We start from the raw sequence: 19,701 nt of genomic DNA, 5'->3' as shown, positions 1-19,701 counted from the left end.
ACCGCACAACGCGTTCACGCAAATCGAGCGAATAGGGCTTGGGCATGGCAAATCACCTCCTTAAGGAAGTGAATCACAAACCCGACGTTAGCGGAATCCTTCGCGATTCAACCTGAATGTCCGACGCAGACCGTTCTTGTCCTGGTCGCGCTCGAGAATCGTCATGACCGAGGATCGCCCATCAAGCGGGTCGAGGCAGCGGCAAAAGCGACATCAGCGGTCTTGCCTTCCGTGTTGGCTCAGCCCCTTGCCACCTTGCGGATCGCGCTCGACGACAGCGACGAACGCGGGCCGTGGATGAAGGTCCAGGCCGGCGCGTTCATGCGGGCGAGCCGCGGTGCGTCGCCCTCGTCGACGCGGGCATAGTCGAACGTCTTGGCGACCACCGACGACAGGAACGACAGCGTCGCGCCTGGCCGGTCGACGACCGCGATCGGGAACGTCATGACGATGCGGCGCCAGCGCTGCCAGCGGTGGAAGTCGCGAAGCGAGTCGGCGCCCATGATCCAGACGAAATCGACGCCCGGATTACGCGCCTTGACCAGCGCCAGCGTGTCGGCGGTGAAGCGGACACGGTGGGCCGCTTCGAAGGCAGTGACCTTGATCTTCGGGTTCTTCGCGATCTTTTCGGATAGCTGCAGCCGCTCGGCCAGCGGCGCCAGGTCACCGGCATTCTTGAGCGGGTTGCCGGGCGTCACCATCCACCACAGCTGATCGAGCGCAAGGCGTCTGAGCGCGATCTCGGCGACCAGCGCATGGCCGGCGTGCGGCGGGTTGAACGAACCGCCGAACAGCCCGACCGCCACGCCTTTCCCGGCATGCGGCATCTTGAGGTAGCGCGGAGGGACGGGATGCTCGGAAGGGGATAGCATCGTGCTAAGCACCCCCCTTGCGGAGGAGATGTCCGGCAGGACAGAGGGGGTGGCTGGGCGCAAACTTCAAGCCCTAGCGGCGAAAAAGGTCAAGGCCTCACCTGTCCCGACCCGCGTACGCGGTATTTGAACGACGTCAGTTGCTCGACGCCGACCGGCCCGCGCGCATGCATCTTGCCGGTGGCAATGCCGATTTCGGCGCCCATACCGAACTCGCCGCCATCGGCAAACTGGGTCGAGGCATTGTGCAGAAGGATCGCCGAATCGATCTCGTTGAAGAACCGTTCGACGGCCTTTGCATCCTCGGCGATGATCGCCTCGGTGTGATGCGATGAAAAATTCTCGATATGCTCGATCGCGCCGGCAACGCCGTCGACCAGCTTCACCGCAATGATGGCATCGAGGTATTCGGTCACCCAGTCTGCATCGGTCGCGGGCTGGGCATCGGCATAAAGCTTCAGCACCTCGGCATCGGCATGGATCTCGCAGCCTGCCGCCTGTAGGGCCCCGAGGATCGGCACCAGGTGCGTGCCGGCGACGGCACGGTCGACCAGCAGCGTCTCGGCAGCACCGCACACCCCGGTGCGTCGCATCTTGGCATTGACCGCGATCTTGACCGCCATGTCGAGATCGGCCGATCGGTCGATATAGAGATGGCAGATGCCCTCGAGATGCGCGAAGACCGGCACCCGTGCCTCGTTCTGCACACGCTCGACCAGGCTGCGGCCGCCGCGCGGAATGATGACCTCGAGATTGCCGGAAAGCCCTTTCAGCATTTCGCCGACCGCGGCGCGATCGGTGGTCGGCACCAACTGTATGGCCTCCTCCGGCAGCCCGGCTGTCTTCAGCCCCTCGACCAGGCAGGCATGGATCGCGGCGGAAGAATTCGCCGAATCCGAGCCGCCGCGCAGGATCACCGGATTGCCCGCTTTGAGGCAGAGCGCGCCGGCATCGGCGGTCACGTTCGGCCGGCTCTCATAGATGACGCCGACGACGCCAAGCGGCGTGCGCACCCGTTCGATATGCAACCCGTTCGGCCGCTCCCAGGCGGCAATGACATTGCCGACCGGATCGCGCAACCCGGCGATTTCATTGATACCGTCTGCCATGGCGCGGATGCGGGCGGGATCGAGCTTCAGCCGATCCATCGACGCTGCCGATAGGCCAGCCTCCTTGCCATTTCTGATGTCGATGGCATTGGCGTCGAGGATATCCTGCTCATATCGAAGGATCGCCTGAGCCATGCCGACCAGCGCCGCGTGCTTGCGCTCGGCCGCTGCGATAGCCAGCGGTCGGGCCGCGGCACGCGCGCGGCGGCCGATATCGGCCATCAGCGCCACGGTATCGTCCCGGGATTTTTCATGCAGCGTCAGCATGGCTCATCCTCCGCTATTCAACCTGGTCACGGACTACTTGCTCGCCGCCGGCATGGCTCACCACAAGGTCGTCGCGGTGGATCATCGCCGAACGCGCCGCGTAGCCGAGCACGGTTTCGATCTCGGTCGTCTTCAGGCCAGCGATCCTTACGGCATCGGCGGCATCATAGGCAACCAGCCCGCGCGCTATCTCGCGGCCCTCGGGCGACAGGATGGCCACCGTATCGCCGCGCGCAAAATTGCCGCTGACCAATTTGACGCCGGCCGGCAGCAGCGACTTGCCGGAGAGCAGCGCGCCGATGGCGCCGGCATCGACGGTCAGCCGTCCTGCAGGTTCGAGCTGCCCGGCGATCCAGGTCTTGTAGCCCTTGACCGGATTGGCACTCGGCCGGAAGAAGGTGGCGCGCTCGCCGCGCTCGATTGCCAGCAGCGGCGACAGCCGCGTGCCCGATGTGATGATCATGGCGGTGCCGGCGGCGGTGGCGATCTTGCCGGCGTCGAGCTTGGTGCGCATGCCGCCGCGCGACAATTCCGAAGCGGCAGCACCCGCCATTGCCTCGATGTCGGGAGTGATGCGGTCGACGACGGGAATGAACCGAGCTTGCGGGTCACTCGCAGGCGGTGCCGTGTAGAGCCCGTCAATGTCGGAAAGCAGCACCAAAAGGTCGGCGCCCATCATAGTGGCGACGCGCGCCGCCAGCCGGTCGTTATCGCCATAGCGGATTTCCGATGTCGCCACCGTGTCGTTCTCGTTGATGACCGGCACTGCCGTCATCTTGAGCAGCGTCGAGATCGTCGCCCGCGCATTGAGGTAGCGGCGGCGCTCTTCGGTGTCGCCGAGCGTCAGCAGGATCTGGCCCGATTTCAAGCCATTCTTGCCGAGCGCATCCGACCAGGCGCCGGCCAAGGCGATCTGCCCGACGGCAGCAGCGGCCTGGCTCTCCTCGAGCTTCAGCGCTCGCCTGCCGAGGCCGAGGATGGTACGGCCGAGCGCAATCGCCCCGGAAGACACGACGAGAATTTCGGCGCCGCCATTGGCCAGCACGGCGATGTCGTCGGCAAGCGAGGCCAGCCAGTCGCGCTTCAGGCCCGTCGTGCGGTCGACAAGCAGCGCCGAGCCGATCTTCACGGCAATGCGCCGATAATTTTTCAGCGATTGCGCGGCCATGGCTATGTGTTCCAGCGCGTCTCGACCGGCGCAGCGACAGCTTCGCGGGCCTCCGCCACCACAGCCATCAGCGCGCGCAACACCGCCTCGACGCCTTCGCCGGTGACAGCAGAAAGCAGCATCGGCGCGCGGCCGGCGGCACGTTTCAGCGAGGCGGTCTTTTTCTTGCGTGCGTCGGCATCGAGTATGTCGACCTGGGAAAGCGCGACGATTTCGATCTTGTCGGTCAGCCCGTTGCCGTAGGCGTCGAGTTCGGCGCGCACGGTCTTGTAGGCCTGGGCCGGATTTTCTTCCTGTGCCGAGACAAGATGCAGAAGGACGCGCGTGCGTTCGACATGGCCTAGGAAGCGGTCGCCGATGCCGACCCCTTCATGCGCGCCTTCGATCAGGCCGGGAATGTCGGCGATGACGAATTCGCGCCCGTCGATGCGGGCCACGCCAAGGCCCGGATGCAGGGTGGTGAAGGGATAGTCGGCGATCTTCGGCTTGGCCGCGGTGACCGCCGCCAGGAAGGTCGACTTGCCGGCGTTGGGCAGCCCGACAAGGCCGGCATCGGCGATCAGCTTCAGCCTGAGCCAGATGTTGAGCTCTTCGCCTGGCAGTCCGGGATTGGCGCGGCGCGGCGCCTGGTTGGTCGAGGTCTTGAAGTGCTGGTTGCCGAAACCGCCATTGCCGCCCTTGGCCAACAGAAAGCGCTGGCCGACGACCGTCAGATCACAGATCAGCGTCTCATTGTCCTCGGCAAAGACCTGTGTTCCGGCCGGCACTTTCAGCGTTACGTCGGCCCCCTTGGCGCCGGTCATGTTGCGGCCCATACCGTGCGTCCCGGTCTTGGCTTTGAAATGCTGCTGATAGCGATAGTCGATCAGCGTGTTTAGTCCGTCGACCGCCTCCACCCAGACATCGCCGCCGCGGCCACCGTCGCCACCGTCCGGACCGCCGAACTCGATAAACTTTTCGCGCCGGAACGACACCGAACCGGCGCCGCCGTCGCCGGAGCGGATGTAGACCTTGGCTTGATCGAGAAATTTCATCGGATTGTATGGTTTCTGTTATTGGCTTTGCGGGATTGCTCTAAACCAAGGCGGGTCGAAGGGCGAGGGCCGTTTTTACTGCTGTAACGTCGCGCGTATCTCTGGACGCGTAGCCTTTGGTTGACCCTTGCCGAAAATCGATCTTCGGCTTTCCAAGCGCGAGATGTCGGAATGAAGCTGGTACTTACAATATCCACTACGGCGTCGGTCTCGACGGCCGGTACGATGTCGGCCGTATCGCCGACGCCGTGCGCGGTGCCGACGTGATCGCGCTGCAGGAGGTCTCCCGCGCCAACCCGAAGAATGGCGGCCGCGACATGGTGGCTGAACTCGGCGAGGCGCTGCCCGACTATTTTGCCGTTTACGGCAGCAATTTCGAAGCCGACGCTGGCTCGCGCTTGGAGAACGGCCGCGCCATCACGACCACCTTCCAGCTCGGCAACATGGTGCTGTCGAGGACGCCGATCCATCTGTCGCGCAATCTCCTTTTGCCGCGCAGCCGCAGTTTCGAAGCAATGAACTTCCAGCGCGGCGCGCTGGAGGCGCTGATCGAAACGCCGCTTGGTCCGATCCGCTTCTATTCCACCCATCTCGACCACCCCAGCCCGGTTGAACGCCTGAGCCAAATCCGCTTTCTGCGCGAACGCCTATTAAACTACCCGCTCGAGGGCGGCGGGCTCTCCGGCGTCGCCGAGATCGGCTTGCCGGACCTGCCTTGTCCTGAAGCCTTCGTCGTCATGGGCGACTTCAACATGCTCGCCGGATCGCCGGAGCACGTCGAACTCGCCGGCCAACCCGACCATGAATTCGGCATGCCGGTGACCGCCGACCTCGCCGTCGATGCCGCCGTGCGTCTTGGCGCTGCCGGCGCCGATCTCGTCACCTGGGTCGACCCCAAGCGGCCAGGCGATGCCAGCCGCTACAAGCGCATCGACTACATCTTCACCAGCGCCTCGCTTGCCAAATCGCTGAGGCGCCTGTGGGTCGACCGGCAAGCGGCCGGTTCGGACCACTTGCCGGTCTGGGTCGAGATGGCGTGATGTCAACGTTGGTCCGCAATCTTTTGCGCCGAGGTGTGTCGAGATTCAGGTCAGGCCGTGCCGAGAGTGGTGGCTTCCGAGAACCGGAGCGGAGCGTACTTAAAGTACGTGAGCACCGGAAGCGCAGGAAGCCGCCATTCGCAGGCCGGCATCACCTGAATATCGACATGCCTCAAAAATGCACCCAGTTCCTGAGACTGGTCCAGGTCTTGCGATCGAGGCGATAGCGCTCGACCGGCACCTGACCGGCAACGATTGAATTCAGCATGCCCTGGCCGGCATACTGGAAGCCGCATTTGTGGATGACGCGGCGCGAGGCCGGATTGATAACCCGCGTCGAGGCGTGCAGCACCTGGATCGTGGTTCTCTGGAAGGCAAGGTCGACCAGTGCGTGCGCTGCCTCCGTCGCGTAGCCGCGTTTCCAGTACGGCTCGCCGATCCAGTAGCCGAGCTCCAGCCCGCGATCCGTTGTGTTGAGTCCGGCACAGCCGACGAAGGTCTCGGTGCCGGCCAGCGTCAACGCATAGGCGATTCCAGCCCGGCGCGATGCCGTCATAGCCAGGAAAGCGCGTGCCTCCGCCTCGCCATAGGGATGCGGCATGCGAGCCAGCATTTCCGCGACATGGCGGTTGTCGGCGAGCGCCACCAATTGCTCGATGTCGCTTTCACGCGGGGCACGCATGACCAGCCGCTCGGTCGCGAGCACCGGGCAATCTATCGTGTAACTTTCGTCGTCTGAGTCTTCCGCTTCGGCAACCATGTCAGTCCTCCAGGCAAGAAAAAAGGGAGATGGAAACCCATCTCCCCTGATCCTTTTCCTGGCTTGGCCAGACACCGGTCCCGAGATGGGTGCCGGTGTTCTCGTGCGGAACCGGCTACTCCGCTGCCTTCGCCATCGGGTTCACCGATACGTAGGTTCGGCCATTGGCTTTTTTGTTGAAGGTGACTGCGCCAGCTTCGAGCGCAAACAGCGTGTGGTCCGTGCCAATGCCGACATTGGTGCCGGGATGCCACGTCGTGCCACGCTGACGAATTATGATGTTGCCCGGAATCACGGCTTCGCCGCCGAACTTCTTCACGCCGAGCCGCTTGGAATGGGAGTCGCGACCATTGCGCGACGATCCGCCAGCTTTCTTGTGTGCCATCTAACTACTCCGATGCGCCGTGAGACGCCTAAACAATCTTATGAACGCGTTCGCGTTCCGTTTCAAGTCCGATCCGGCGACGATTGCGCCGGGTCGTTCTACTTTTTCGCCAATTCCTTGGCCTGCTCGCGCCAGTCCTTGATCTGGTCGGCGCTGAACGGCATGTGCTCGTCGATCTTGGCGACATCCTTGTCGGACAGTTTGGCGATCTGTGCGAAGGTCGTGATGCCCTGTTCGTTGAGCTGGCCGGCTGCAACCGGGCCGATGCCCTTGATCACGGTCAGATCGTCCGGTTCGCCCTTCGGTGCCTTGAACAGCGGAGCGGCGGTTTCGGTTGCCTTGGCCTCGGTTTCCTTCGGCGCAGCCTCTGCGTTGGCTTCCTTCTTGGGAGCAGCCTTTACCTCAGTCTTGGCCGTGGCCTTCTTCGCCGGCTTGGCGCCACCCAGCAGGATCTCGGCGATCCTGACGGTGGTCAAAAGCTGGCGATGGCCGATCTTGCGGCGCGAATTCTGCCGGCGGCGCTTCTTGAAGGCGATGACAGTGCGGTTCTTGCCCTGTTCGACGACTTCGGCGGTGACCAAGGCGCCGTCGACGAATGGCGCACCGAACGTGACGTTCTCGCCCTCGCCATGCGCGAGCACCTGGCCGATCTCGACGATATCGCCGACATTGGCTTCGAGTTTTTCGATCTTCAGGAGATCGTTGGCGGCAACGCGATACTGCTTGCCGCCCGTTTTGATGACTGCGAACATTTTTTGCCTTTCGCTGTTCGGTCGGCCTTGATGAACCGCCTAAGGCGGTTCGGCCGTCTTTTTGTCAGTCTGCGGGTTCAAAAAACAAGCGGCGCGGAAGATCCCTCCACGCCGATTGCGCGCTGTCCCTAACCGAAGGTTCGGTTTGAGTCAAGGCAAGCGCCGCGGGCAAGCTGCAAACGGGTTGAGCCCAGTCCTTGCAAATATCGAGCAGCGGCTGCCGGAGGCTCGAAGGAAGCAGGGACAGAAGCTGCGGCGACGGGGCAGATTGGCCCTTGTAACCTGCCTGTCCAGCCGTTATCTAGTGCGCCGCGCCGGCAACGGCGGACCATGACCGCGGAGAGGTGGCAGAGTGGTCGAATGCACCGCACTCGAAATGCGGCATGGGTGCAAGCCCATCGGGGGTTCGAATCCCTCCCTCTCCGCCACTTCGGAATGGTACGACCCGAGCCATAGATAACTGCATCTCTCATCGCGCCGGTAATGGCTTAAGATCGCGGCCTATGCAGCCTTCCGCCGCAATTGGCTCACACTTAGCCACACCGCCGAAACCAGAAAGTAGAGGGCGCCTACTGCGGCATAGCCGGCCACGTTGCTGATGGATGGCGGCATCGGCATCCGCGCCTGCACGATGAAAAAGGTGCCTGCCAGCGCTGATTGCCCTCCGCTCAGGATCATCGCCCACTGTGCGCCAGAGCTCTTCCAACGGCGGACAGCGGTGCCGAGTTGAAGCAGGCCGGACAGGATCGCCCATAGGCCGAACACCCCGAGCACCCAATTCATGCTCATGTTCAGCGCAACAACGACCGCGAGCGTTGTCGCCACACTGACCACGACGTTGATGGTCTGCGTGCGAAAGCCCAGGTGTTTGTCGATCGAGGTAGCCGTCCCACTTCGCAGGCGGCAACGCCCTCCTGCCGACCGGATCATTGCGATCGCCGGGCGGCACTAGGCGTTTGCACCGACTGCGCTATCTCCCCATCGTTAGCCTTGTTCTATCGCTGGTTGAGATCGGGAGGTTTCCATGGATCGGCGACTATTTTTGACAGGAATGTTTGGCATTGCCGGGGCTGCGGCCCTTGCAAGCGCAGTTCGGCCAATCAACGCAGTGGCCGGCGTTCCAACTGCCAGAAGCGGCATTCTCGATGAACTCGAGGCGCCGGATGTCGAGACCTTCGACGACGATACTCAAGCCGAGTTGCAACCAGTCTATCATCGCCGGTGGCACCGGCCGCGTCGGCGCCGCCGGCGTGCTTGGAGAAGGGTCTGTCGCGTTTACTGGCGAAATGGCTATCGGCGCAGGCGGTGCTTCCGCAGGCGCGTGTGGGTCTGGTTTCGATTCTAGCAACAGGCCGGCTTGAACCCTGGCCATTGCGGCCGGGGTTTTCGCCTCAGGCGACCGTTAGCGCCCTTGGAGAGTTTGTCTGACGGCGCCCGAGGAGGCTGACGGTGTTTGCAGGTTTCAGAGCCACCAGCTTGCGACTGGACGATACGACCATTTTCGCAAGGGTCGGCGGCACCGGTCCGCCGCTGCTGCTTCTTCACGGTTTTCCAGAAACGCATCTGATGTGGAGGGATATCGCCGCAGCCTTGGCGCCCCGCTTCACGGTGGTCGCCGCCGACGTTCGAGGCTATGGGCAAAGCGGATGCCCGGTTTCATCTGCCGATCATAGCCCATACGCCAAGCGCGCCATGGCCGGCGACATGGTTCAGGCCATGAAGCAACTGGGGTTTGAGCGGTTCATGGTTGCCGGGCATGACCGTGGCGGGCGGGTTGCCTATCGCCTGGCGCTCGACCATCCCGACAAAGTGCTCAAAATCGCCGTCCTCGACATCATCCCCACCGCCGCAACATGGGATCGGGCGGATGCCAGACTGGCGCTCGGGTTCTGGCCCTGGAGCCTTCTTGCCCAGCCGGAGCCCCTGCCGGAGCGTCTGATAGGCGCGGCTCCCGATGCCGTCGTCGACGATGCAATAACGCAGTGGGGATCGTCGGCGAAAGTGGTCTCCAAAGAGGTCAGGGACGCCTATGTTGATGCGCTTCGCGATCCCGCGCATATTCACGCCATCTGCGAAGAGTATCGCGCCGCTGCGACGATCGATCGTGAACATGACGCGCTGGACCAGGTAAACGGTCGTCGCATCGAGTGTCCGCTACTGGCGCTATGGAGTGGCGAAGGCGGCCTGGAGAACTGGTACACGAGAGAAGGCGGGCCGCTGGCTATCTGGAGGAAATGGGCCGACAGAGTGGAAGGACGCGCTGTCAAAGGCGGGCACTTTTTCCCGGAAGAGCACCCCGACAAAACGGCAGCGGCACTCTCGGAATTCTTCGAGGACAAACAGGACGGTCAGCACAGAACATTGTAGAGGTCACATGCTTCAGTTACGCCGAACCTCGGGAGTGCTTCGCGGCCTGAGATCGAGAGCCCTACGAAAATCCGGCTGTCCGGCATCAACGTGCTTGATAAGGGAATGAAGGCGATCTCCACGGCCGCGCCTCTGATGTGCAGCCTGATGTTTGTCGGAAGTTGCGCATCGCCTTTGCCTGCATCCTTTGATGCTGCGAAATACGACAAGATGAGTTGCGTCGAGCTCAACGTGGCGATGGGCGCTGTCGCCGACGAAATGTCGGCGACAGCCATCGCTCGTGGCAAAGTCGTCCACACCAACCTTCCGGGCTGGCTGTTGGGAGGGCAGCGTGTCGCCTCGACCGTGGCTGCCCGCCAGAGTGCGAAGATCGAGCGCTTGCGGCAGCAGGAGGCTGCGATTGCGGCGGCGAGGCGAAGCAGGTGCTGATTACGTCACTGAAGTGGGTCTTCAGCCCGCCACACCAGATTGATGCGCAGCGATCGCGCCGAGGAATATCTCGCCGAAATCCTTGAGCTTGGCGGCGCCGACGCCGTTGACCGCGGCGAAGGCGTCCAGATCACGCGGGCAGCGTTCGGCCATATCGATCAGTGTACGATCCGAAAAGATCACGAAGGCCGGCACCTGGCGTTCCCGGGCAAGACGCAGCCGTACAGCCTTGAGCGCGGCCAGCAGCGCCGAATCCAGACCTTCCGTACCTGCTGCGGTATCCTGTGCGGTCCGTATCTTGCCTCGCGATGACTGGCGCGCGTCCACGCGATACCGGAACGAGGCCTCGCCCCGAGCCAGCGCACGGCCCTTCTCGGCAATGGCGAGGCCGCCGTGGCCCGTTGAGTCCAATGTCAGAAACCCTCCCGCGACGAGCTGGCGGACCAGCGACAGCCACACATTTTTCTTGTGCGCGACACCGGTGCCGAAGCTGGCAAGCCTGTGGTGGTTCCTGTCCAGGACCTTCTCGGTTTCATGGCCGAGCAGAACATCGACGACATGGGCGGCGCCAAAGCGCTCGCCGGTCTGTGCGATCGCCGCCAGGATGATCCGTGCCTCCGCCTCGCCATCCGCATGCGGCCCCTGGTCGAGGCAGTTGTCGCAATTGCCGCAAGGCGAAGCACTCTCGCCGAAATAGCCAAGCAGGATCTGACGGCGGCACTGCGTCGTCTCGCAATAACCGATCAGCGTATCGAGTCGGCCATGCGCGCGCCTTTTGTGCTCAGCCGGCGCGTCCTCGTCTTCGATGAAAAGCCGGCGCATGCGGATATCGCCGAGACCGAAGAGCATATGTGCCTCGGCCGCCCGCCCGTCGCGGCCCGCCCGCCCGATTTCCTGATAATAGGCCTCCAAGCTGCCCGGCAGGTCGGTGTGGAAGACATAGGCGACGTCCGGCTTGTCGATCCCCATGCCAAAGGCGATGGTCGCCACCATCACCACACCGGACAAGGTCATGAAAGCGTTTTGATTCGCTTCACGCGCGTCCTTGCTCATTCCGGCATGATAGGCGAGCGCGCGTACGCTATTCCGCTCGAGGAACGCCGCCATCTCTTCGGTCTTTTTGCGCGACAGGCAATAGACGATCCCGCTGCGGCCTGCATGGCGCTGCACGAAGTTTAGCAATTGGCGCTTGCTGTCCTGCTTGGGCTCAATGCCTAGCTTGATGTTCGGTCGGTCGAAGCCGAGCACCACCGTATCGACGCGCCCGTCGAACAGTTGCGCGGCAATGTCGGTGCGCGTCGTCTCATCCGCCGTCGCCGTCAGCGCAATGATCGGCACTTTCGGGAAGATATCACGTAGTCTCGACAATTCTTCGTATTCGCGCCGGAACGCCGGTCCCCATTGCGAGATGCAATGTGCCTCGTCGATGGCGATCAGCCGGACATCGAGCTTGGTCAACGCCTCGAGCATTCGCACGGTCATCAACCGCTCCGGTGCAAGATAGAGCAGGCGCGTCTGGCCTGCCGCGACACGGCGCCATGCAGCGACATTGGCATCGCGGTCGAGCGAGGAATTGATCGTATCGGCCGCCACGCCGGCAAGCCGCAATGCGGCGACCTGATCCTGCATCAGGGCCACCAGCGGCGAAACGACAATGGTGAGCCCGCCCAGCACCAGCGCCGGGACCTGGTAGCAGAGCGACTTGCCGGCGCCGGTCGGCATGACAGCCAGCACATGATGCCCGGCCAGAAGCGCCTCCATCACGGCCGCCTGGCCGAGACGAAAATCATCGAAGCCGAATACATCCTTCAGGACGCGCCGCTTGGAATCCTCCACCGGGACGCTCGCCGCTATCTGCATTAGGAAACTTTCGGGGATACGACCTGCCGAAATTCGCCGGCGAATCGCCAGGTGATTGCCTGGACAGCAGATTCGAACATTTATCGACCCCTCTGGTCCTGTCCGCGGCACCGTCTGAGGCGAACTTCTCTCTCATTGGCCGATATCAGACCGTCGTTCCAGCCCCTATTCGCTTTGGCTGTGAATATCGCACCGCCTCGGAGCGGTTAATCCTATCTTCACCATCATTCGGCAGGTTCAGGTTCTGCGGTGATGTTTTGAGTACCGCGGCGCCACAAGCGCCCAGGCAACACGCCCGCGTCTCTCCGGAGGCGCGGGTTTTTTCGTTCTGAGAACCGGCTGCCTGATCTTCGGGCCCGCAGCTCAGTCGAGGAAATCGGCGCGGTGCGGCGTAAAGCTGTCGACCAGTCGTCCCGCCTGCAGCGCCTTGACGCCATGGACAAGGTTGGAAGGAACGATGAAGCTGCTTCCGGCTTCCAGGATCTCGGTCCTGCCGTCGATGGTGACCTCGAAGCGCCCTTCGGCGACGTAGCTCGCCTGGACGTGCGGGTGCGAGTGCAGCGCGCCGACGCCACCCTTGTCGAAACCGAACTCGACCATCATCAGCTCGTCCGTGTGCAGGAGCACGCGTCTGCGGTTGCCATCCGGCGTCGGCGTCCATGCGCCCTCACCGGCATGCGAGAAGATTTTGGTTCCGGTCATCGCCAAACTCTCATCTTTGGTTGTTCATCGCGCCAGCCAGCCGCCGTCCACCGGCATCACCGCGCCATGCATATAGTTCGACGCCGGCGCCAGCAGGAAGACGGCTGCGTCGCCGATGTCTTCCGGCGCGCCCCAGCGCCCGGCCGGAATGCGCGCCAGGATCGACGCGCTGCGGTCGGGATCGGCGCGCAGCGCCTCGGTGTTGTTGGTCTCGATATAGCCCGGCGCAATGCCGTTGACATTGATGCCTTTTGCCGCCCATTCGCATGCCAGCAGCCGGGTGATGCCGAGCACGCCGTGTTTGGAGGCGGTGTAGGAGGCGACACGAATGCCGCCCTGAAAGCTCAGTACCGAGGCGATGTTGACGATCTTGCCACGCCGCCCCGGCTCGGCAAGGACGCGCCTGGCAAAGCGCTGGCTGAGGAAGAACACCGTCTTGAGATTGACGCCGATGACGTCGTCCCAGTCGGCTTTGGTCAAGTCGACCGCATCGGCACGCCGGATGATGCCGGCATTGTTGACCACGCCGTCGAGCGGCCCCGTATCGTCCCAGACGCGGTCAAGCATCGCCTGGGCAGCGGCATCGTCGCCAAGGTCGCAGCGGACTGCCTCGAAGCGGCCGCCGGCCGCCGCAATCTTCTCCGCCGTCTCGTCCATCGCCGACCGGCCAACGCCGACCACCGCACCACCGGCGCGCGCGATCGACACGGCGATGCCCTGGCCGATGCCGGTATTGGCGCCGGTAACGAGGATGTGCTTGCCGGCAAGACTGAACGCAGAGAGGTCGCTCACTTGAGCTCCTCCATCATTACCAGGTCAACGTCGGTATAGTCGACATTGTCGCCGGCCATCGCCCAGATGAAGGCGTAGTTCGAGGTGCCGGCGCCCGAATGGATCGACCATCCCGGCGACAGCACCGCCTCCTCGTTTCGCATGACGAGATGGCGCGTTTCGTCCGGCTCGCCCATGAAATGAAACACCCGCGCCGCCTCCGGCAGATCGAAATAGAGATAGGCTTCCATGCGCCGGTCATGCACATGGCATGGCATGGTGTTCCAGACCGAACCGGAGGCAAGCTGCGTCATGCCGACGACAAGCTGACAGGTCTTTACCCCATCGGCATGGATGAACTGGAAGATCGAGCGCTCGTTGGAGGTCGCCTGGCTGCCGAGATCGAGCCGCTTGGCATCGCCGATGCGGATCAGCCGGTTGGGATGGCCCTGATGCGCCGGCGCGCTGAGCAGGTAGAATTTAGCCGGCGCTGCCGGATTGGTCGCAGCGAACGATACCTCATCCGTGCCCATGCCGAGATAGAGCATGTCGCGCGCCTGCAGCTCGTAGGGTTGACCGCCGGCTTTCACGATGCCGGCACCGGCGATGTTGACGATGATCATCTCACGGCGGTCGAGAAAATTCTTCGTCCCGGTCGGCTTGATCGCCTGCAGCGGCAGCGGCGCGCCGGCGGGCATGGCGCCGCCGACGATCATGCGGTCGTAGTGGGTGTAGGTCAGGCCGATGCGGCCGGGCCGGAACAAGTCCTCGATCAGGAAATTGTGTCGCAGCTCGTCCGTTCCCATGGCAGCGGCAGAAACAGGATCGATGGCGAAGCGGGAGGTGAAATCCGTATGATTGTCAGTGTGATTCATTGCTGTCCCATGGGGCTGCCTCAATTGCTTATTCAGTTCCCGCGGCCTTGACCGAGTCGGCATAAAAAACCTGGCGCGCGTGCAGGCGCTCGCGATAGCGCTGCTGGCTGGCACCCAGATGCGCGCGCATCGCCTCCCGGGCCGCCTCCGCATCGCCTGCCGAGATGGCCTTGAGGATCACCAGATGCTCACGTTGCAGGCCGCGCTGGTAGGCGTCCGATTGGGCGATCTCGGTCGACCATGGCGAGGTCACGTCGCAAGGAATGGCGCGCCGGCCGAGCACGTCGAGCATCTCGACATAGAACGGATTGTTGGTGGCGCTGGCGATTGCGCGGTGGAAAGCAAGGTCGGCCGGTCCCGTCGGCTCGCTGTTGAGGAGCAGCCGTTCGAATTCGAAGAAGGCTTCCTGGATCGCCGCTTCCTGCGCGGCGTTGCGGCGGATGGCAGCGAGCCCGGCGGATTCGATCTCGATCGCCAACCTGACTTCGAGCACGTTGAGGGCGATCGAATCCTTGCTGCCCATCTCCGCCGCAAGAGCACCGAATGCTGTCGAGATATGCTCGGTGACGAAGACCCCGGCGCCTTGGCGCGGCTCGACCAGGCCGTCCGCGGCAAGTTTGGCCAGCGCTTCGCGTATCACAGTGCGGCTGACCCCGAAGGTCTCGGTCAACTGGCCCTCGGTCGGCAGCTTCTGCCCTGGCTGGATCTCGCCCGCCTGCAGTTGCTTGCGGATCGCCGCAACGACGGTTTCCGAAAGTTTCGGTCTTCGTTCGACGCGGAGGCCGGCTGCGGTGTCTGAGGCCATGTCGCACCTCCTATTTGAAGACGCTCGGCAGCCACAGCGAAATGGCCGGAATGTAAGTGACGAGCCCCAGCACCACGAGGCCTGCGCCATAGAACGGCCAGATCGAGCGCATCGATTCCCAGACGGATATCTTGCCCACTGCGCACGCGACGAACTGCACCGCGCCCACCGGCGGCGTGTTCAGCCCGATGCCGAAATTGAGGATCATGATGACGCCGAAATGCACCGGATCGACGCCGTAGGCCTGCGCCACGGGCAGGAAGATCGGCGTGCAAATGATGATGGTCGGCCCCATGTCCATAAAGGTGCCGAGGAACAGCATCAGGAGGTTGAGCAGGAGAAGCACGACCAGCGGATCGTCCGAGATCGCGTTCATGGAGGCGATGAGCGCTGCCGGCACTTTCAGGAAGGCCATCAACCAGGAGAACGCCGCCGCCATGCCGATGATGAGCAGCACCATGGCCGTGGTGCGCACGGCGCCGTAGGTGGCATGAACGAAACCTTCCCAGGTCATCTGCCGGTAAACGAAGACGGTTACGAACAACGCATAGATGACGGCGATACAGGAACTCTCGGTAGCCGTGAACACGCCCGATCGTACGCCGCCGAAGATGATCGCGATCAGCAGCAGGCCGGGCACCGCGACGGCGAAGAGATGCGCAACGGCGGTGAAGCCCGGAAACGGCTCGGTCGGATAGCCGCGGGAGCGCGCCACGAAATAGGCGGTGATCATCAGTGACAGGGCCAACAGCAGGCCCGGGATGATGCCGGCCGTGAACAGATCGGCGATGGAGATCTTTCCGCCTGCCGAGATCGAGTAGATGATCATGTTGTGCGACGGCGGCAGAAGCAGCGCGATCAGCGCAGCCATCGACGTGACGTTGACGGCGTAGTCCGCTCCATATCCACGCGCCTTCATCTGCGGGATCATCAGGCCGCCTACCGCCGCTGCCTCCGCAACCGCCGACCCGGAAATGCCGCCGAACAGTGTGGCGGTGGCGATGTTGACCTGCCCGAGGCCGCCGCGCAAATGACCGACGAGCGAGCCGGCGAAGGCAACGATCTTGCTGGCGATGCCGCCGCGCACCATCAAGTCGCCGGCGTAGATGAAAAACGGAATGGCCAGCAGCGAAAAGACGCTCATGCCGGAATTCAGTCGCTGGAATACGATGAGCGGCGGCAGACCCATATAGAGGACGGTGGCAAGGCTTGCGACGCCGAGGCAGAAAGCGATCGGCGTGCCGATAAGCATCAGCAGGGTGAAGACGCCGAACAGAATCCACAGTTCCATGGCGTCAGACCTTCACGTTCGCGGTGTCGAGTTCGGCCGCAACTTCGGCCGGCGGCAGTTCATCGAGGGCATCGTCGATCGGCGCACCGGAGAGGCGAAGCGCGATGCGCTCCAGCGTGAAGAGCACGATGAGCGCCCCTCCCGCGACAAGCGGGACGTAATCCCAGCCCCCCGATATGCCGAGTGACGGCAAGGTAGAACCCCAGGTCAATGCGACCAGCTGGCTGCCATACCAGATCATGCCGATGCCGAAGGCGAGCGCGACGAGGTCCGAAATCATCCGCAGCCAACGCTTGCCGCCTTTCGGCAGCACGTAGAGCAGGACGTCGAAACCAAGATGATAGTTCTCGCGCACACCGACGGCGGCGCCGAGGAAAATGAACCAGCTCATCAGCATCACCGAGCCCGGCTCGGTCCAGCTCGGCGAGCGGTTCAGAACATAGCGGCCGAACACCTGCCATGCGACGAAGGCGGTCATCAGCACCAGCCCGATGCCGGCGATCGACAGCGCCGCCGTGCTGACGCGCGACATCACTTGCGCGACGCCGGACAGAAGCGGTCTTGGTTTTGGGCTGGAAGTCACCGGTTTTCTCCGCAAGAGGATGGCGGCGCGAAATGTCCGCGCCGCCGCTTGATCACTGCACGGCCTTGATGGCTTCGACCATGGCCTTCAGCTTGTCGTCCTTGACGTGCTTCTCGTAGACCGGCCCCATCGCGTCGATGAAGGGCTGCTTGTCCGGCGTCGTGATCTGCGAACCTGCTGCCTCGACCTTGGCGCGCGATTCCTTGACCTTGGCGGTCCACAGCTCGCGCTGCTTGGCGACGCTTTCCTTGGCGGCCGCCTTGAAGATCGCCTGGTCTTCCGGCGTCAGCTTGTCCCAGCTCGACTTCGCCATGACGAAGGCTTCCGGCACCATCGTGTGCTCGTCGAGCGAATAATACTTGGCGACTTCCGCATGCTTGGCGGTGTCGTAGCTCGGAAAATTATTCTCCGCGCCGTCGATGACCCCGGTCTCGATCGCCGAATACACTTCGCCATAAGGCATCGGTGTCGCGTTGGCGCCGAGTGCCGCCACCATGTCGACGAAGATGTCGGACTGGATGACGCGAAACTTCATGCCGGCCATATCGGCTACGGTGTTGATCGGCTTCTTCGAATTGTAGAAGGAGCGGGCACCGCCGTCGTAGAAGGCGAGCAGCACCAGCCCGACCTGGTCGAACGCCGCCGCGATCTGGTCGCCGATCGCCCCGTCCATGACCTTGTGCATATGGTCTTCCGAACGGAAGATGTAGGGCAGCGAGGGCACGGTGGTCTCGGGGATGAGCCCGTTGAACGGCGCCATCGAAACACGGTTGAGATCGATCACGCCGGTGCGCACCTGCTCGATCGTGTCCTTTTCCTCGCCAAGTTGCGCGGAAGGATAGATCTCGACCACATAGCGGCCGGCGGTGCGCTCCTTCACCAGCTCGCCGAAATATTTGACCGCCTCGACCGTCGGGTAGCCATCCGGGTGGGTGTCGGACGAGCGCAGGACCGTCTGGGCGCTTGCCGATCCGGCCAGCAGTGCGGCGGCAACTAGCGTAGCTCCCGCCAGTCTAGAAAAATGCAGCATTGGTTTCCTCCCGTTTTTTAAACGATGGCGGCAAGCGCCGTTAGAGCCGGTACGCCTTTTTCGCGAGCGTATAGGCAAGTTCCTGCGCCAGCTCGTGCGCCTCATCTTCGCCGAGCCGATGCTCAGTGACGAGACGCGCCAGAAAAGCGCAATCGACCCGGCGCGCCACATCATGGCGGGCCGGTATGGATGGAAAGGCGCGGGTGTCGTCGTTGAAACCGACGGTGTTATAGAAACCCGCGGTTTCGGTGGTCATCTCACGGAACCTGAGCATGCCTTCGGGGCTGTCGTGGAACCACCAGGCCGGCCCGAGCTTCAATGCCGGGTAGACGCCGGCGAGCGGCGCCAGCTCGCGCGCATAGCTGGTCTCGTCGAGGGTGAAGAGGACGATGGTGAGGTCGCGTTCCAGCCCGACACAGTCGAGCAGCGGCTTCAGCGCCGTCACATAATCGGTTCGGGTCGGGATATCGAAGCCTTTGTCCCTGCCGAACTTCTGAAAGATAGAAGGCGAATGATTGCGCCAGGAGCCGGGATGTATCTGCAGGACCAGCCCGTCGTCGCGGCTCATCTTGGCCATCTCGGTCAGCATCTGGGCGCGAAACAATTTTCGCTCGCGCTCGTCGTCCGAGCCCCGGCGGATACGGTTGAACAGCTCCGCGGCGGCGGCATCCGAAAGATTGGCGGTGTCGGCCGTCGGATGGCCGTGATCGGAGGACGTCGCACCGAAACTCTTGAAGAAGGCGCGCCGCTGGCGATGCGCATCGAGATAGCCGGCCCAAGTGCCAGTGTCGCAGCCGGTGATGCCGCCAAGTCGGTCGAGATTGGCCGAGAAGCCTTCGAAATCGGGATCGACGACTGCATCCGGCCGGTAGGCGGTGACGACGCGGCCCTGCCAGCCGCTGTCGCGGATCGTTCGATGCGATTGGAGATCGTCCAGCGCGCCCTCCGTCGTCGCGATGACCTCGATGTTGAAGCGCTCGAACAGCGCCCGAGGGCGATAGTCTTCACGCTGCAGCAGCGTCGCGATCGTGTCGTAGTGGCGGTCGGCTGTCTTGGCATTCAGCGGCTCGTCGATGCCGAACAGATGGGCGAGCACATGGTCGAACCACAGCCGGGTCGGCGTACCCCGAAACAGGTAATAATACTCGGCGAAGCGCCGCCAGATCGTTCTGCCGTCGGTCTCCACCGGCGAGCCGTCAAGCGTCGGCACGCCAAGCTCCTCAAGCAGAACGCCCTGGCTGAACAGCATGCGGAAAATGTAGTGGTCCGGCACGATCAGCAATTGCGCCGGATCGGGAAACGGCTCGTTGAGCGCATACCAGCGCGGATCGGTGTGGCCGTGCGGGCTGACGATCGGCAGATCCTTGACCGCGGCGTAGAGATCGCGGGCCAGCGAAAGCGGGCGCGCCTCGGCGGCAAACAGCAAATCCGGATCCGTCAATGCGGCCACGTAGATCCTCCCAACCCGGACATCGGTAGGGTTGGAAAGAAATAATGTCAACATACAAAAACTGGGTTGTTGTATGATGACTTTTCGTCGGCCATTGCCCATTGTGCGTGACGGCATCGGGTGTTACGCCGCCTGCCAGCAGGACCCAACA

General features: G+C 63.1%; 19 protein-coding genes, 1 tRNA gene and 1 pseudogene. 4 read left to right on the top strand and 17 right to left on the bottom strand.

The genetic code is table 11. The annotated features are described in order from the left end of the window. Window positions 1-239: 239 nt before the first annotated feature. From NMG46_RS27570 to obgE, 4 genes are all read right to left on the bottom strand, one after another. On the bottom strand, window positions 240-827 hold the full coding sequence (locus tag NMG46_RS27570) for a nicotinate-nucleotide adenylyltransferase (RefSeq protein ID WP_254820477.1): 588 nt from the start codon (window positions 825-827) through the stop codon (window positions 240-242). A gap of 134 nt (window positions 828-961) precedes the next feature. Continuing rightward, window positions 962-2,248 carry a glutamate-5-semialdehyde dehydrogenase gene (locus tag NMG46_RS27565; RefSeq protein WP_254820474.1) on the bottom strand — a complete coding sequence of 429 codons (1,287 nt, stop codon included), beginning with the start codon at window positions 2,246-2,248 and terminating at the stop codon, window positions 962-964. A gap of 13 nt (window positions 2,249-2,261) precedes the next feature. Then, window positions 2,262-3,416 carry a glutamate 5-kinase gene (gene proB / locus NMG46_RS27560; RefSeq protein ID WP_254820473.1) on the bottom strand — a complete coding sequence of 385 codons (1,155 nt, stop codon included), beginning with the start codon at window positions 3,414-3,416 and terminating at the stop codon, window positions 2,262-2,264. A gap of 2 nt (window positions 3,417-3,418) precedes the next feature. Further along, window positions 3,419-4,450, bottom strand: a complete 1,032-nt coding sequence (obgE, locus tag NMG46_RS27555; protein ID WP_254820472.1) for a GTPase ObgE — start codon at window positions 4,448-4,450, stop codon at window positions 3,419-3,421. A gap of 140 nt (window positions 4,451-4,590) precedes the next feature. Between obgE and NMG46_RS27550 the strand changes: the two genes are divergently transcribed. Next, window positions 4,591-5,490, top strand: a complete 900-nt coding sequence (locus NMG46_RS27550; RefSeq protein WP_254820476.1) for an endonuclease/exonuclease/phosphatase family protein — start codon at window positions 4,591-4,593, stop codon at window positions 5,488-5,490. 172 nt (window positions 5,491-5,662) lie between these two features. Here NMG46_RS27550 and NMG46_RS27545 read toward each other — a convergent pair whose 3' ends face one another. The 3 genes from NMG46_RS27545 to NMG46_RS27535 all read right to left on the bottom strand — a co-directional run bounded on the left by NMG46_RS27545 (window position 5,663) and on the right by NMG46_RS27535 (window position 7,387). Continuing rightward, window positions 5,663-6,250, bottom strand: coding sequence for a GNAT family N-acetyltransferase (locus NMG46_RS27545; RefSeq protein WP_254820471.1), 588 nt, complete (start codon window positions 6,248-6,250; stop codon window positions 5,663-5,665). Between the two features lie 115 nt (window positions 6,251-6,365). Then, window positions 6,366-6,635: a 50S ribosomal protein L27 gene (gene rpmA / locus NMG46_RS27540; RefSeq protein ID WP_254820470.1), complete on the bottom strand. Its 270-nt coding sequence runs from the start codon at window positions 6,633-6,635 to the stop codon at window positions 6,366-6,368. A gap of 98 nt (window positions 6,636-6,733) precedes the next feature. Beyond that, window positions 6,734-7,387, bottom strand: a complete 654-nt coding sequence (locus NMG46_RS27535; protein WP_254820469.1) for a 50S ribosomal protein L21 — start codon at window positions 7,385-7,387, stop codon at window positions 6,734-6,736. 338 nt (window positions 7,388-7,725) lie between these two features. Here NMG46_RS27535 and NMG46_RS27530 point away from each other — a divergent pair. Next, a tRNA-Ser gene (locus NMG46_RS27530) sits at window positions 7,726-7,815 on the top strand. A gap of 73 nt (window positions 7,816-7,888) precedes the next feature. Here NMG46_RS27530 and NMG46_RS27525 read toward each other — a convergent pair. Further along, window positions 7,889-8,242: pseudogene (locus tag NMG46_RS27525) on the bottom strand (DUF308 domain-containing protein); the annotation flags it as partial. Between the two features lie 594 nt (window positions 8,243-8,836). Here NMG46_RS27525 and NMG46_RS27520 point away from each other — a divergent pair. Further along, window positions 8,837-9,754: an alpha/beta fold hydrolase gene (locus NMG46_RS27520; protein WP_254820468.1), complete on the top strand. Its 918-nt coding sequence runs from the start codon at window positions 8,837-8,839 to the stop codon at window positions 9,752-9,754. A 174-nt stretch (window positions 9,755-9,928) separates the two neighbouring features. After that, window positions 9,929-10,183, top strand: coding sequence for a hypothetical protein (locus tag NMG46_RS27515; protein WP_254820467.1), 255 nt, complete (start codon window positions 9,929-9,931; stop codon window positions 10,181-10,183). Window positions 10,184-10,204: 21 nt separating this feature from the next. Here NMG46_RS27515 and recQ read toward each other — a convergent pair whose 3' ends face one another. From recQ to uxaC, 9 genes are all read right to left on the bottom strand, one after another. Continuing rightward, window positions 10,205-12,043, bottom strand: coding sequence for a DNA helicase RecQ (gene recQ / locus NMG46_RS27510; RefSeq protein WP_254820466.1), 1,839 nt, complete (start codon window positions 12,041-12,043; stop codon window positions 10,205-10,207). Window positions 12,044-12,406: 363 nt separating this feature from the next. Further along, window positions 12,407-12,745, bottom strand: a complete 339-nt coding sequence (locus NMG46_RS27505) for a cupin domain-containing protein (protein ID WP_254820465.1) — start codon at window positions 12,743-12,745, stop codon at window positions 12,407-12,409. Between the two features lie 24 nt (window positions 12,746-12,769). Beyond that, window positions 12,770-13,537, bottom strand: coding sequence for a 2-dehydro-3-deoxy-D-gluconate 5-dehydrogenase KduD (gene kduD, locus NMG46_RS27500; protein WP_254820464.1), 768 nt, complete (start codon window positions 13,535-13,537; stop codon window positions 12,770-12,772). Next, complete coding sequence (kduI, locus tag NMG46_RS27495; protein ID WP_254820463.1) at window positions 13,534-14,391, bottom strand: 5-dehydro-4-deoxy-D-glucuronate isomerase; 858 nt, start codon at window positions 14,389-14,391, stop codon at window positions 13,534-13,536. The genes kduD and kduI overlap by 4 nt, the downstream gene beginning before the upstream one ends. A gap of 28 nt (window positions 14,392-14,419) precedes the next feature. Further along, window positions 14,420-15,196 (bottom strand): FadR/GntR family transcriptional regulator, encoded by a 777-nt coding sequence (locus NMG46_RS27490; protein ID WP_254820462.1) that lies wholly within the window; start codon window positions 15,194-15,196, stop codon window positions 14,420-14,422. Between the two features lie 10 nt (window positions 15,197-15,206). Further along, window positions 15,207-16,487, bottom strand: coding sequence for a TRAP transporter large permease (locus NMG46_RS27485; RefSeq protein WP_254820461.1), 1,281 nt, complete (start codon window positions 16,485-16,487; stop codon window positions 15,207-15,209). Window positions 16,488-16,491: 4 nt separating this feature from the next. Beyond that, on the bottom strand, window positions 16,492-17,019 hold the full coding sequence (locus NMG46_RS27480; RefSeq protein WP_254820475.1) for a TRAP transporter small permease: 528 nt from the start codon (window positions 17,017-17,019) through the stop codon (window positions 16,492-16,494). 103 nt (window positions 17,020-17,122) lie between these two features. Then, on the bottom strand, window positions 17,123-18,100 hold the full coding sequence (locus NMG46_RS27475; RefSeq protein ID WP_254820460.1) for a TRAP transporter substrate-binding protein: 978 nt from the start codon (window positions 18,098-18,100) through the stop codon (window positions 17,123-17,125). Between the two features lie 40 nt (window positions 18,101-18,140). Beyond that, window positions 18,141-19,550 (bottom strand): glucuronate isomerase, encoded by a 1,410-nt coding sequence (gene uxaC / locus NMG46_RS27470; protein WP_254820459.1) that lies wholly within the window; start codon window positions 19,548-19,550, stop codon window positions 18,141-18,143. Window positions 19,551-19,701: the final 151 nt, after the last annotated feature.

Origin of the sequence: Mesorhizobium sp. LMG 17147, assembly GCF_024297145.1 — a bacterium.
In the GTDB taxonomy this organism is placed as follows: Bacteria; Pseudomonadota; Alphaproteobacteria; order Rhizobiales; family Rhizobiaceae; genus Mesorhizobium.
This window is presented reverse-complemented; position numbering and strand designations above follow the sequence as displayed.

Bases quoted from the DNA above. Each gene is read 5' to 3' on its own strand.
- NMG46_RS27535 (WP_254820469.1), bottom strand. From the start codon at position 7,387: ATGTTCGCAGTCATCAAAACGGGCGGCAAGCAGTATCGCGTTGCCGCC.
- NMG46_RS27545 (WP_254820471.1), bottom strand. From the start codon at position 6,250: ATGGTTGCCGAAGCGGAAGACTCAGACGACGAAAGTTACACGATAGAT.
- obgE (WP_254820472.1), bottom strand. From the start codon at position 4,450: ATGAAATTTCTCGATCAAGCCAAGGTCTACATCCGCTCCGGCGACGGC.
- NMG46_RS27490 (WP_254820462.1), bottom strand. From the start codon at position 15,196: ATGGCCTCAGACACCGCAGCCGGCCTCCGCGTCGAACGAAGACCGAAA.
- NMG46_RS27505 (WP_254820465.1), bottom strand. From the start codon at position 12,745: ATGACCGGAACCAAAATCTTCTCGCATGCCGGTGAGGGCGCATGGACG.
- rpmA (WP_254820470.1), bottom strand. From the start codon at position 6,635: ATGGCACACAAGAAAGCTGGCGGATCGTCGCGCAATGGTCGCGACTCC.
- NMG46_RS27485 (WP_254820461.1), bottom strand. From the start codon at position 16,487: ATGGAACTGTGGATTCTGTTCGGCGTCTTCACCCTGCTGATGCTTATC.
- NMG46_RS27565 (WP_254820474.1), bottom strand. From the start codon at position 2,248: ATGCTGACGCTGCATGAAAAATCCCGGGACGATACCGTGGCGCTGATG.
- kduI (WP_254820463.1), bottom strand. From the start codon at position 14,391: ATGAATCACACTGACAATCATACGGATTTCACCTCCCGCTTCGCCATC.
- proB (WP_254820473.1), bottom strand. From the start codon at position 3,416: ATGGCCGCGCAATCGCTGAAAAATTATCGGCGCATTGCCGTGAAGATC.
- NMG46_RS27480 (WP_254820475.1), bottom strand. From the start codon at position 17,019: ATGTCGCGCGTCAGCACGGCGGCGCTGTCGATCGCCGGCATCGGGCTG.
- NMG46_RS27570 (WP_254820477.1), bottom strand. From the start codon at position 827: ATGCCGCATGCCGGGAAAGGCGTGGCGGTCGGGCTGTTCGGCGGTTCG.
- NMG46_RS27475 (WP_254820460.1), bottom strand. From the start codon at position 18,100: ATGCTGCATTTTTCTAGACTGGCGGGAGCTACGCTAGTTGCCGCCGCA.
- recQ (WP_254820466.1), bottom strand. From the start codon at position 12,043: ATGCAGATAGCGGCGAGCGTCCCGGTGGAGGATTCCAAGCGGCGCGTC.